10 protein-coding genes are annotated in these 12,106 nt (G+C 72.0%); 7 read left to right on the top strand and 3 right to left on the bottom strand.

What is annotated here, in order from left to right:
- The first annotated feature begins 3 nt into the window (after positions 1–3).
- The 6 genes from ACQPXB_RS13030 to ACQPXB_RS13055 all read left to right on the top strand — a co-directional run bounded on the left by ACQPXB_RS13030 (position 4) and on the right by ACQPXB_RS13055 (position 7,662).
- Complete coding sequence (locus ACQPXB_RS13030; RefSeq protein WP_386956360.1) at positions 4–900, top strand: acyl-CoA thioesterase; 897 nt, start codon at positions 4–6, stop codon at positions 898–900.
- A 489-nt stretch (positions 901–1,389) separates the two neighbouring features.
- Complete coding sequence (locus ACQPXB_RS13035) at positions 1,390–2,292, top strand: helix-turn-helix domain-containing protein (RefSeq protein ID WP_285969107.1); 903 nt, start codon at positions 1,390–1,392, stop codon at positions 2,290–2,292.
- Between the two features lie 13 nt (positions 2,293–2,305).
- Positions 2,306–2,515: a DUF397 domain-containing protein gene (locus ACQPXB_RS13040; protein WP_326837871.1), complete on the top strand. Its 210-nt coding sequence runs from the start codon at positions 2,306–2,308 to the stop codon at positions 2,513–2,515.
- Between the two features lie 172 nt (positions 2,516–2,687).
- A complete protein-coding gene (locus ACQPXB_RS13045; RefSeq protein ID WP_366583487.1) occupies positions 2,688–2,897 on the top strand; it encodes a hypothetical protein in 210 nt (69 codons plus the stop codon).
- 71 nt (positions 2,898–2,968) lie between these two features.
- Positions 2,969–5,989: a helix-turn-helix transcriptional regulator gene (locus tag ACQPXB_RS13050; RefSeq protein WP_432851766.1), complete on the top strand. Its 3,021-nt coding sequence runs from the start codon at positions 2,969–2,971 to the stop codon at positions 5,987–5,989.
- 731 nt (positions 5,990–6,720) lie between these two features.
- The gene (locus tag ACQPXB_RS13055; RefSeq protein WP_432851768.1) at positions 6,721–7,662 is read left to right on the top strand and encodes an amidohydrolase family protein; all 942 of its coding nucleotides are present in this window, start codon (positions 6,721–6,723) and stop codon (positions 7,660–7,662) included.
- Here ACQPXB_RS13055 and ACQPXB_RS13060 read toward each other — a convergent pair whose 3' ends face one another.
- The 3 genes from ACQPXB_RS13060 to ACQPXB_RS13070 all read right to left on the bottom strand — a co-directional run bounded on the left by ACQPXB_RS13060 (position 7,663) and on the right by ACQPXB_RS13070 (position 10,846).
- Complete coding sequence (locus ACQPXB_RS13060) at positions 7,663–9,276, bottom strand: succinic semialdehyde dehydrogenase (protein ID WP_432851770.1); 1,614 nt, start codon at positions 9,274–9,276, stop codon at positions 7,663–7,665. It lies immediately after the preceding gene.
- Between the two features lie 81 nt (positions 9,277–9,357).
- The gene (locus tag ACQPXB_RS13065; protein ID WP_432851772.1) at positions 9,358–10,137 is read right to left on the bottom strand and encodes a hypothetical protein; all 780 of its coding nucleotides are present in this window, start codon (positions 10,135–10,137) and stop codon (positions 9,358–9,360) included.
- A 97-nt stretch (positions 10,138–10,234) separates the two neighbouring features.
- Positions 10,235–10,846: a TetR/AcrR family transcriptional regulator gene (locus ACQPXB_RS13070; protein WP_432851774.1), complete on the bottom strand. Its 612-nt coding sequence runs from the start codon at positions 10,844–10,846 to the stop codon at positions 10,235–10,237.
- Positions 10,847–10,946: 100 nt separating this feature from the next.
- On the opposite strand from ACQPXB_RS13070, the gene ACQPXB_RS13075 reads away from it, so the two are divergent.
- Positions 10,947–12,098 carry an acyl-CoA dehydrogenase family protein gene (locus ACQPXB_RS13075; RefSeq protein ID WP_432851776.1) on the top strand — a complete coding sequence of 384 codons (1,152 nt, stop codon included), beginning with the start codon at positions 10,947–10,949 and terminating at the stop codon, positions 12,096–12,098.
- Positions 12,099–12,106 lie beyond the last annotated feature (8 nt).

The following is a 12,106-nucleotide window of genomic DNA, read 5'->3' on the forward strand; positions in this document are numbered from 1 at the left end:
GGCATGACCGATATCGCCAGGACCGCCGCCGCCGGGCTCGACGAGGCCGCCGGCGGCGGGCAGGCGGTGCTCGACCGGCTCGTCGACCTCCTCGACCTGGAGAAGGTGGAAGAGGACTTCTACCGCGGGGTCTCGCCCGCGCACTCCCCGGTCCGCGTGTTCGGCGGCCAGGTCGCCGGGCAGGCCCTGGTGGCGGCCGGGCGCACCGTGCCCGAAGATCGGCCCGTGCACTCGCTGCACGCCTACTTCATCCGCGGCGGCGACCCGAGCGTGCCGATCCTCTACGAGGTCGACCGCATCCGCGACGGCCGCTCGTTCACCACGCGCCGCGTCACCGCCATCCAGCACGGCAAGGCGATCTTCGCGCTGTCCGCCTCGTTCCAGAAGGACGAGCAAGGCCTGGACCACGGCGAGCCGATGCCCGACGTGCCCGCCCCCGAGACGCTGCCGACGTTCCAGGAACGCACCGCCGGCTTCGGCCTGCGCTTCACCGAGCGCCCGCGCCCCATCGACGTGCGCTACGTCGGCGAACCGCCGTGGATCACCCGCGCCACGGGCGAGCGCCCGGCGAGCAACCGCGTGTGGATGCGCGCCGACGGCACGCTGCCCGCCGACCAGCTGCTGCACGTCTGCGTGCTCACCTACGCCTCCGACATGACGCTGCTCGACTCGATCCTCGCGCGCCACGGCGTGTACTGGGACGTCGACAAGGTCCTCGGCGCGAGCCTGGACCACGCGCTGTGGTTCCACCGGCCCTTCCGCGCCGACGAGTGGTTCCTCTACGACAGCACCTCGCCGAGCGCGTCGGGCGCGCGCGGCCTGGCCACGGGCCGGTTCTTCGCGCAGGACGGCACGCACATCGCCACGGTCGTCCAGGAAGGACTGCTGCGCGTCCTGTGAGGACGGTCGCAGGTTCTACTGAGAGTGTCTCGCTGAGTGAGGTTTGCGGAATCAACCACACTTCCGGGTGGCGGTAAATGCGAAATACGTAGCCGGGTAATCGCCGGAGTACGCCTGCGACGGCCTGACAAAAACTGACAACGGAAGGTGAAGGTGCCCGGGACCGGTCGGGGGGCGGCCCCGGACACCTTCCGCCGGAAACGCCCGCGCACTCGGTGTCTGTTTCCGGCTGGTCGTCGTCTACGCTGCTCAGGAACCTGGAACGATCACCGCCGCCGGCCCCTGCGGCGCGGCGTCACCGGTTCCGGTTCACACGGGTGTCAGAGTACAAGCGCAATCTGCAAATTGCAGGGCGGAGCCCCGCCGCGAAGGCGGGAATTCCGAAGTGTTAATACCCCACTGACTAGTCGGACGGCTGGTTAGATATGCGGTGCGGGCAGCGTTGGCCGACGGTGCGCGCAGCGCGTAAGACGATCCGGAGGTGCTGTCGTGGCGAGAGGCCAGGGACCCACCGTTCGCCGCCGGAGGCTCGCGAGCGAGCTGCGCCGGCTCCGGGAAGCCGCCGACCTCACCATCGACGAGGTGGGCGAGAAGCTCGAGTGCTCTGCCTCGAAGGTGAGCCGCATCGAGACCGGGCACGTCGGCGTCACCCCGCGCGACGCCCGGGACATGCTGGCGCTTTACGGGATCACCGGCGACGAGCAGGAGGCGCTCGTCCAGCTGGCCCGCGAGGCGCGCAAACGCGGCTGGTGGCACGCGTACAACGAGGTGTTCACCGGCACGTTCGTGGGCCTGGAGGCCGACGCGACCTCGCTGCGCGCGTTCCAGGCGCTGCTCGTGCCGGGCCTGTTGCAGACCGAGCGCTACGCCCACGCCGTGATCAGGGCGCTGCGGCCCGACGCCGAGGACGCCGAGATCCGGCGTCGCGTGGCCGCGCGCATGGCGCGCCAGGAGCTGCTGAGCGACACGCCGCCGCCGGAGTACTGGGCGGTGGTCGACGAAGCCGTGCTGCACCGCGTGGTCGACAGCCCCGAGGTGATGGCCGAGCAGCTCTACCGCATGGCCTCGGTCGCCGAGAAGCCCAACGTGACCATCCAGGTGGTCCCCTTCGGAGCCGGCGCGCACCCCGGCATGGAAGGCCCGTTCCTCATCATGGGGTTCCCCGAGCAGGCCGACCCCGACGTCGTCTACGTGGACGACAGCACGTCCAGCGGCCTGTACCTCGAACAACCCGAAGACGTCCGGCGCTACGCGCTGATGTTCGACCACCTGCGCGCTGCCGCACTGAAACCGGACGACTCGGTCGACTTGATCACCGAGGCGGCCGGCCGGTTCGCCGAACGGTCAACCGCGCCGGCTGCAGTGCACCACCTGGAACCGAGGACACAGTGAGGAAGTGGGGAACATGATGCCGGACGCGGATCTTTCCCGGGCCACCTGGCGCAAGAGCAGCCACAGCGGCGGCGGCAACGACTGCGTCGAGATCGCGTTCGTCGGCGGCGACGCCGCGGTGCGCGATTCGAAGGACCCCGAAGGGGGTGCTTTCCGCCTCCCTGCTTCGGGTTGGCGGGGGCTGCTGGCGGCGGTGCGCGCCGGCGGCCCGGCCCGCGACTGACGTTCCACCCGACGACCCCTTACCCCGCCGACCTGCTCTTCGCCGGTCGGTGTCTCGGGTAAGGGGTCGTTTGGCGTCCAGGACGGGGTGATCGCCCGATGCCGCGGGCCCCACCTCAGGACGACTGTGAGTGTCACGGAAGAAGGCACTCGCAGAGGATGGGGAAGAAGCGATGAGTTACCAGCTCCTGGACGCGATGAGCGCCGAGGTGGCCTACCGCGAGGAGCAGCTGCGGAAGGCCGGGCGCGCCGCGCGGATGACCAAGCAGAACCGCGTCGTGCGGTGGCTGCGGGCCCACCGGGTGACCAGCGTGACCGTGCCGGCGCAGGAACGCCGCACGACCGCGCAGGTGGCCTCCCGCGCCGACCACCTGGCGCGGTGAACGCCGAGTTCGCCGAGGGTGTCACGCCCTCGGCGAAAAGCATGGCGGAACTGTCGGTGGGGTAGGACAGAATGCTCCTCGTGCCCCGCTTAGGCTCCGGAATCCCGCTGGTCGCCCGCACTCACGAGATGCGGCGGCTTCGCGCTGCCTTCGCTCGGGCGGAGCGGCGCGAGGCCGGCGCCGTGCTGATCGCGGGCGACGCGGGGGTCGGCAAGACCCGGCTGCTCACCGCGCTCGGTGAGTACGTCGCGTCGAACGGCGCGCTGGTGCTCACCGGCCGCTGCATCGACGTGCGCGACGGTGGTCTGCCGTACCTGCCGTTCGCGGAGGCGCTGGCGCCGCTGGGCTCGTCGGGGGATCCGGTGGTCGCCGCCGCGGTGCGGTCGCGGCCGGCGCTCGCGCGGCTGCTGCCGCAAAGCGGGGAGCCCGAGCCGATGGGACCGGGGGAACACGGCCAGGTGTCGGCCAGCGAGCGCGAGGTCATGCGCCGGCCGCGACCGGAACAAGACCTGGGTCAGCTCCAGCTGTTCGACGCGGTACTGGGGGTGCTGACCGAGGTCGCCGAGTCGCGGCCGGTGGTGATCCTGCTCGAGGACCTGCACTGGGCCGACTCTTCCACGCGCAACCTGCTGTCCTTCCTGGCCAGCAGGTTGCGCGCGCAGCGGCTGCTGGTCGTGGGCAGCTACCGCGAAGAGGACGTGCACCGGCGTCACCCGCTGCGGGGGCTGCTGTCGGAGCTGGTGCGCCTGGCCACGGTGGAGCAGGTGGCGCTGGCGCCGTTCGGGCCCGCCGACGCGCGGGCGTTCGTGGAGGCGCTGGCCGACGAGCCGTTGCCGGCCGACGTGGTGGCCGACATCGTCGCGCGGTCGGAGGGCAACCCGTTCTTCGTGGAAGAGCTGCTGGCCACGGACGCCGACTGCCGGGACCTGCCCGCCGGCCTGGCCGAAGTGCTGCTCGCGCGGCTCGAACGGTTCCCGGCGGAGACGCGGCGCGTGCTGCGGGTGATCTCCGTGGCCAACGAGCCGGTGTCGCACGCCGCGCTCGCTGAGGTCGCGGGCCTCGGCGAGCTGGAGCTCGACGAGGCGTTGCGCGAGGCCGTGCAGCACCACGTGCTCGTGATCGAGGACGGCTCCTACGTGTTCCGCCACGCGTTGCTGCAGGAAGCGGTGTACGCGGATCTGCTGCCGGGCGAACGCAACCGCACGCACGCCGCCTACGCGGCCCGCATCCAAGCGATCCCGCAGGGGCGGGGGCACGACGCCAAGCTGGCGTTCCACAGTCTCGAAAGCCGCGATTTCGTCACCGCGTTGCCCGCGCTGCTTCGCGCGATGGACGAGGCGGAAAAGCTGGGCGCGCCGGGGGCGGCGCTGCGGCACGCCGAACAGGCACTGTCCATCTGGGACGCGGTGCCCGTCGCGGACCGGCCCGAGGGCGTCGACGAGCTGAAGCTTCTGCACGAGGCTTCGTACTTCGCGGGCACGTCGGGGGAGCCGGAGCGCGCGGCGGCCTACGCGCGTTCGGCCGCGGAGCTGCTGGGGCCCGACGCCCCGACGCTGCGGTCCGCCAAGGTGTGGCGCCGGCTGGCCGAGGCGCTGCTGGCGTTGGAGGGCACGCTCGACGAGGCGACGCTGGCCGTCGACCGGGCGTGGGACCTGGTGAAGGACAGCGAACCGAGCGCCACGCGGGCCTGGGTGCTGGCGACGCGCGCGGGCTTCCTGCGGCTGCTCGACCAGCCGGGCGAGGCGCTGGACAACGCGCTCACGTCGGTGTCCGACGCGCGGGCCGTGGGTGCGGTCGGGGCCGAGGCGTCGGGGCTCATCACGCTGGGCACGCTGGCCGACTCGGCGGGCGACGCCGCGCTGGCGCGCGAACGGCTGCGGCAGGGCATCCGCAAGGCGCGCGAGGCCGAGGCCCTCAACGTCGAGCTGCGCGGCCTGTACTTCCTCGCCCTGAGCTACGACGACCAGGCCGAGATGGCCGAAGCCCTCACCCACGTGGCCAACGGCGTCGCGCGCGCGGAGGAGTCGGGGCTCACGTGGAGCTCGTTCGGGCTCGAGCTGCGCGCGCGGCAGCTCTACCTGCGTTACCTCAGCGGCGACTGGCCCGCGGAGGACGCGGCGGGGCGCGCGGGACGCGGGGTGTCGAGCGCGGTCGCCGCCCGGATCCTGGCCAACTGGGTGCTGTTCCTCGTCGCGCGCGGCCGGTTCGACGACGCCGCGCGCCTCCTGCCCGGGCTGCGGCAGCAGTGGTCCGCCGACATCCAGATCGCCCTCTCGGCCGGCGACGCCGCCATCGAGCTCGCGACCTGGCGCGGCGATCACACCGAAGCCGTGCGCGTCACCGAGGACTTGGTGGCGTGGCTGGAAAAGATCGAGCCCTGGCTGCTCGGCGGCATCCGGATCGTCGCGCTGGGCATGACCTCGGTCGCGGCCCTCGCCGCCGACGCCCGCCTGCACGGCGACCAGCGCGCCGCCGACGATTTCGCCTCCGTCGGCCGGCGCCTGCTGGAACACGGCCGCCGCACCGCCGTCGAGGGCAGTCCGCGCTCGGGCACGTTGCGCCTGGAAGGCCACGCCTGGCTCGCCCGCCTGGAAGCCGCCGCTTCCGGCCTCGACGGCCCCGCCGACCCCGCGCTGTGGTCCGCCGCCGCCACGGCCTTCGACTACGGCGCGGTCTACGAGCAGGCCATGTGCCGCTACTTCGAAGCCCAGGCCCTCCTCGCCCACGGCCTCCCCGCCGACGACGCGCTGGCGTCCGCCCACACCGTCGCCTCCGCCCTCGGCGCGCTGCCCCTCCGCGACGCCGTGCGCGACCTGGCCCACCGCGCCCGCAGCGACCTCCCCGGCCTCACCCCAGCCGCCGCCACCCCCACCGGCCCCAACCCTCTCACCGACCGCGAACGCGACGTCCTCGAACGCGTCGCCCTCGGCCGCACCAACCGCCAGGTGGGCGAGGAGCTCTACATCAGCGAGAAGACGGTCTCCGTCCACCTCTCCCGCGTCATGGCCAAACTGGGCGCCAGCCGCCGCGCCGAAGCCGTCGCCATCGCCTACGACCGCGGCCTGCTGACGACCCCGGCTACGAGGGACTGACCCGCTCCGCCCGGGGTTTCGCGGGTTCCACGCGGAGGGGTCGTGGGGTGGGTCGTGTCGTTGGCGCGCCGCGGCTGCCGGGAGCTTGTGGGTTCCGGCGGCGAAGAACTGACTCGCGCTGCCCGGGCGGCTTAGGCGGTTCCGCGCGGAGGGCTTGGGGCCGGTTGTGTCGTTGGTGCGCCGAACTGCCCGCGCCGAGGCTGCCGGCCGCTGCTGGCTTCCGCGGCGAAGGGCCGCCCCGCACCGCGCGGACGGTTGTGCCGGTCCGCGATCTGCTTGGCGGTTGCCTGCGTCGTGTCGAGGAGGAGCGCGGGTCGTTTGTGCGCCGAACCGTCGGCCGGGGTTGTCGTGGTCGCCGCCGTTGCTGGCCCTTGCGGTCAAGGGCTGCCTGCGGGTTCGCCGGTTCGCGTGTGATCGTCGGTTGCCTGCTTAGCGCGCACGGGAGTCGGGGCGGCTGTCGCCCTCGCGCGCCGAACCGGCACGCCGGGGCTGGTCGCGGCAGCCGGCCGCTGTCGGCTCCGGCGGCGAAGGACCGACGCCGGCTGCGTTCGGGACGGTTTCGCGGTTCGCGGTGTGATTGTCCGTTCCTGCTCCGCGCGGGGAGTGCAGGCCGGTTGTGGCGCGCGGACAACTCCCAACCCCGCGCCGAGACCCACCATGTGCCGAACCTGTCCGGCAGTGGTTCACTGGTGATCAAATAGCATGCTAACCGCGTCGGGGAGGAGCCGGGGATGCGCGTCGACGTGCATGCTCACCTGTGGAGCGAGGCGTACCTGGGCGTGTTGGCCAGGTGGGGCAACGAGAAGGCGGCCGCGCAGGGGCGGTTGGGGGCCGGAGCGACCGAGGCGGAGCTCGGGTCGCGGTTCGAGCAGATGGCGACGGCGGGCATCGATCTGCAGGTGCTGTCGACCACGCCCGCGCCGCCGCATTTCGAGGATGAGCGGGCGGCGGTGGAGGCCGCGCGGTTCGTCAACGACGACTACGCGGAGCTCGTCCGGCAGCACCCGGATCGGTTCAAGGCGTTCGCGTCCCTGCCGCTGCCGCACACCGGTGCCGCGCTCGTCGAGCTCACGCGTGCGCTCGACGAGCTCGGGTTCCTGGGCGTCGCGATCACCACCTCGGTGCTGGGGCGCACGCTCGGCGACCCGGCGTTCCTGCCCGTCTACGAAGAGCTCGACCGCCGCGGCAGCGTGCTGTTCGTGCACCCGGCCGGTGTCGGGGCCGAGTCGCCGTTGATCGGGCCGAACCTGACGTGGCAGATCGGGGCGCCGATCGAGGACACCGTGGCCGTGCTGCACCTGATCGTCGCCGGGATCCCGAGCCGGTTCCCGCGCATGAAGATCATCCTGCCGCACCTCGGCGGCGCGCTGCCGATGCTGCTGCCGCGCATCGACCGCCAGAACCCTTGGGAGGCACCGGAAACCCCGGAGAAGCCGAGCCTCGCCGCGCGCCGGATCTTCTACGACACCGTCGGCCACAACCACGTGCCGGCGCTGCGCGTCGCGGCCGAAACGCTCGGCGCCGACCGCATGGTGCTCGGCACCGACTACCCGTACCAGAAGGGCGACGGGTTCACCGAGGCCGTGACCTACGTCGAACGCTCCGGCCTGCCCGCCGACGACATCACCGCGATCCTCGACCGCACGGCCGTGGAGCTCCTCGGCCTCGGCTGATCACCGCCAGGGCAAGTGCCGCAACAACTTCATGCTCGACGTCATCACCCGCGCCCACACCCCGCCCGGCACCCGGCGCGGCGGCCGCAACGCCAGCCCGCGCTGCACGGCGATCGACTGCGCCTCCGTGTACTTCAGCAGCCCCTCGGCCCCGTTGCGGCGGCCGACGCCGGAGTCCTTCATCCCGCCCATCGGCACGCCGACGCTGCCGAACGTCGCCGCGTAGCCCTCGTTCACGTTCACCGTCCCCGCCTTCAGCCGCGCCGCGACCTCCCAGCCGGCCCGGCCGTTGCGCGACCAGACGCTGGCGTTGAGACCGAAGGCGGTGTCGTTGGCGCGCTCGATGGCGTCCGTGACGTCGGTGTAGCCGTAGATCGACACCACCGGCCCGAACGTCTCCTCGGCGAACGGCACCATGTCCGGGGTGACGTCGGTGAGCACGGTCGGCTCGTAGAACAGCGGCCCGAGGTCCGGCCGCGCCCGCCCGCCGGTGAGCACGCGCGCGCCCTTGGCCCGCGCGTCCTCGACGTGCGCCGACACGGTCTCGAGCTGGCTCGGCGACGTCAGCGAACCCATCTGCGGGCCGAAACCCAGCTCACCGCCCAGCTTCAAAGCGGCCGTGCGCGCCACGAACGCGCGGGTGAACTCCTCGCGGACGCTTTCGTGCACGTAGATCCGCTCCACCGAGACGCACAGCTGCCCGGCGGAGGAGAAGCACGCGTTGACGGCGCCCGTCGCGGCCTTGGCGACGTCGGCGTCCGGCAGCACGATCATCGGGTTCTTGCCGCCGAGCTCGAGCGAGTAGCTCGTGAGCCGGGCCGCGATCTGCGTCGCCAGGTCCTTGCCGGTCGGCGTGGAGCCGGTGAAGCAGAGGTAGTCGCACTCTTCGAGCAGCGCCGGGCCGACCTGCGAACCGCGGCCGAGCACCACCTGCCACAGCCCGTCCGGCAGGCCCGCTTCGGACGCGAGCTCCTGCAACCACAACGCGGACAGCGCCGTCTGGTTGTCCGGCTTCTGCACCACGGCGTTGCCCGCCGCCAGCGCCGGGAACACGTCCATCGCGGTGAGCGCCACCGGGTAGTTCCACGGCGAGATGATGCCGACGACCCCCTTGGGATGGCGCAGTTCGCCCGCCTTCGTCAGGGCCGGGATCACGCCGGCCGCGCGCTTCGGCGCCAGGATCTTCGCGCTGTGCTTGCCGTAGTAGGCCGCCACCAGGGCGGCCGCGCTCACCTCGTCGAACGCGTCGAGCCGCGCCTTGCCGGCCTCCACCTGCACGAGGTCGAGCGCTTCGGCCTGGCGGGCGAGGATCAGGTCGTGCAGCCGCACGAGGAACCGCTGGCGCTGCGCGACCGGCCGGGCCGCCCACTCGTGCTGGGCCCTGCGCGCGGTCGTGAACGCCGCGCGCACGTCGGCGTCGGTGGCCTGGGGGATCGTGGTGATCGGCAGCCCGGTGAACGGCGCCGTCGTGCGGATCGGCGCGGAGTCCGCACCGCCGGTCACGCGGGCGACGAGCCGGGCCGCGCGCGCCGCCGTCGGCGCTCCCGCGACACCCCCGATCGTCGCGGGCAGGGCCGTCTCGCCGCTGAGGTTCGCCGGTGTCGTGCTGGTCATGCCGTCTCCGTTCAGACCGGTGTTACCGACGAGTACAGCATACCGACGGTACGGCGGTCGAGCGGGAAAGCTGAATTATATTCACATATCGGAGTCGTCGCGGTGCCGGCCCGGCGGCTCGACGCCCGGCGCGGGCTGCACATCCTGCGGCGGGAACGGCGGGGCGGTCGGCTCCTCGGCGGGCTCGGACTCCGGGGTAAGCACGCCCTGCGCGGGCGGCTCGGCCCAGGATTGATCGGGCGGCGGCGAGTCCAGCGAGTAGATCACGGGCTCGTCGTTCACGGCCGGGTAGTAGTACGGCTGCGGTGCCCATGGCGTGGTCCAGCGGCCGCCGCCGAACGCCGCGAGCGCCAGCACCAGCGCGGCGATCACGCCCCCGCCGAGCATCACCCAGAACCCGGTGCCCGTCGTGTAGTGGGCGACGATGGTGGCGTCCTTCTGCTCGTAGCTGAGGCTCGCCGACACGTCCATGCTCATCGTCCACACGGCCGCGACCACGGCCGCGCCGCCGGCGATCAGCACTGTGCGGGCCGCGCCGCGGAAGCGCGAGAACGCGAGCAGCGCGCCGACGACCAGCACCGCGGCCGCCACCGTGAGCGGGATGCCGTAGCGGGCGACGTGGCTGATCGCGAACAGGTCGCGCTCGGCCTGCGGCGCCGCTTCGACCTGGCGGTTCCACGCCGTGACCGCGAACGCGCTCTGCAGCTGACCGGCCACTGTCACCCGCGAAGCCGCGATCGGCAGGAACGTCCCTGCCACCACGAGCGCGGCCGAGAACACCCCGAGGATCCCGGCCAGCAGCCGCGACACGGCGCCCGGCTCGGCGACGGGTGACGGCGGGTACTGCGGCACGCTGGTCATCGGGGCTCCTTCGCCTGCTCAGGGCATCTGCGATTCCACCACGAAGAACCCTCATCCGCTAAGGGGCGGCGTGATCCTGCCACCGGTCGGCCCAGGCTCAGGGCTGCGAGTACATCAGCACTGCGATCCGCTTCCACTCCTGCAGCAGCTTGCGCCGCCGGTTCGGGTCACCGCCCAGCTCGGCGTCGAGCGCCAGGCCACGGGTGAGGTTCACGGTCAGCCAGAACAACGTCTCCGCGCGTTCTTTCGGCAGTTCGCCGGCCACCTGGCTCACGTGCGCCAGCGTCGCACGCCCCAGCGCCCGGTCCACGGGCCGGATCGCCGCCCGCAGCTCCGGGTCGGTGCGCGCGGCCACCCACAGCTCGGTGACGGCCGTGGAGAGCGTGCCCGAGTAGCCCGCCCACAGCAGGTCGATCGCGGCCTCGACGCCCGACGCGCCACCCGGCAGGCCTTCCAGTGACGCCGCCAGCTGCGTGCGCAGTTTCGTGGTGAGGTGCTCGACGGCGGCCGCCATCAGCTCGGCCTTCGTGGCGAAGTGGTGCTGCACCGCGCCCTTCGACACGCCGGCCCGGGCGCAGATCTCCTGCATCGACGCGCGGGCGTACCCGATGTCCACGAGAGACTCGACGGTCGCGTCGAGCAGGGCGGTGCGCGTCTGCTCCCGGCGTTGCGCCTGGGTGCGGTGCGCCTTGGCGGTGGCCTCGGTCATTCGCCTCTCCCGCTTTACGTACCGGACTGCGCGGATGTACATTCCGAACAGAACTTACCTTCCACGCGTAATGTTTTCCAGCTTCGCAGGAGGCGTCGCCGTGCCGTTGCAGATCCAGAAGAGCTCGTGGAGCACCACCGAACTCGAGGACCTCCGGGAACTTTCCCGGTCGTTCCTGCAGAAGGAGATCGTGCCGCACCAGGAGCGATGGGCGGCGGAGAAGAAGCTCGACCGCGAGATCTGGACCAAAGCGGGCGAAGTGGGCCTGCTGTGCCTGTCGATCCCCGAGGAGTACGGCGGTGGCGGCGGCACGTTCGCCCACGAGGCCGTGCTGTACGAGGAGCAGGCCCGCTCCGGCGACAACGCGTGGGGCGTGACCGTCCACAACGGAATCGTGGCGCACTACCTGCTGGCGTACGCGTCGGAGGAGCGCAAGCGCGAGTGGCTGCCGAAGCTCGCCAGCGGCGAGTTCGTGGGCGCCATCGCGATGACCGAGCCGGGCACGGGGTCCGACCTGCAGAGCATCAAGACCCGCGCGGTGCGCGACGGCGACCACTACGTGCTCAACGGCGCGAAGACGTTCATCACCAACGGTTTCCACGCCGACCTCGTGGTGGTCGCGTGCAAGACCGACCCGGACGCGGGCGCGCAGGGCGTGTCGCTGATCGTGGTCGAGACGGACACGCCGGGCTTCCGCCGCGGGCGTGTGCTCGACAAGGTGGGCCTCAAGGGCCAGGACACCGCGGAGCTGTTCTTCGACGACGTCCGCGTGCCCGCCGCCAACCTGCTCGGCGACGCCGAGGGCCAGGGCTTCGTCCAGCTGATGCTGCAGCTGCCGCAGGAACGGCTGATCATCGCCGTGACCGCGGTGGCCGGGCTCGAGGCGGCTGTGAACCTCACGATCGACTACACGAAGGAGCGCACGGCGTTCGGCCGGCCGATCTTCAACTTCCAGAACACGAAGTTCAAGCTCGCCGAGGCCGCGACGGAGGCGGCGGTGTCGCGCGCGTTCCTCGACCAGTGCATCGAACGGCACCTGCGCGGTGAGCTCGACGTGCAGGGCGCGGCCATGGCGAAGCTGTGGACGACCGAGCGCGTGAACAAGGTCGTCGACGAGTGCGTGCAGCTGTTCGGCGGCTACGGCTACATGACCGAATACCCGATCGCGCGCGCGTGGGCCGACGTCCGGATTTCGCGGATCTTCGGCGGGACCAGCGAGATCATGAAGGAGATCATCTCGCGCACGCTCTGAGTTTTTCG

It is taken from the genome of Amycolatopsis sp. CA-161197 (assembly GCF_050942255.1).
In the GTDB taxonomy this organism is placed as follows: domain Bacteria; phylum Actinomycetota; class Actinomycetes; order Mycobacteriales; family Pseudonocardiaceae; genus Amycolatopsis.

Coding starts and splice junctions, on each gene's coding strand:
- ACQPXB_RS13060 (WP_432851770.1), bottom strand. CDS start 9,276: ATGACCAGCACGACACCGGCGAACCTCAGCGGCGAGACGGCCCTGCCC.
- ACQPXB_RS13050 (WP_432851766.1), top strand. CDS start 2,969: ATGCTCCTCGTGCCCCGCTTAGGCTCCGGAATCCCGCTGGTCGCCCGC.
- ACQPXB_RS13055 (WP_432851768.1), top strand. CDS start 6,721: ATGCGCGTCGACGTGCATGCTCACCTGTGGAGCGAGGCGTACCTGGGC.
- ACQPXB_RS13040 (WP_326837871.1), top strand. CDS start 2,306: ATGATGCCGGACGCGGATCTTTCCCGGGCCACCTGGCGCAAGAGCAGC.
- ACQPXB_RS13065 (WP_432851772.1), bottom strand. CDS start 10,137: ATGACCAGCGTGCCGCAGTACCCGCCGTCACCCGTCGCCGAGCCGGGC.
- ACQPXB_RS13045 (WP_366583487.1), top strand. CDS start 2,688: ATGAGTTACCAGCTCCTGGACGCGATGAGCGCCGAGGTGGCCTACCGC.
- ACQPXB_RS13070 (WP_432851774.1), bottom strand. CDS start 10,846: ATGACCGAGGCCACCGCCAAGGCGCACCGCACCCAGGCGCAACGCCGG.
- ACQPXB_RS13030 (WP_386956360.1), top strand. CDS start 4: ATGACCGATATCGCCAGGACCGCCGCCGCCGGGCTCGACGAGGCCGCC.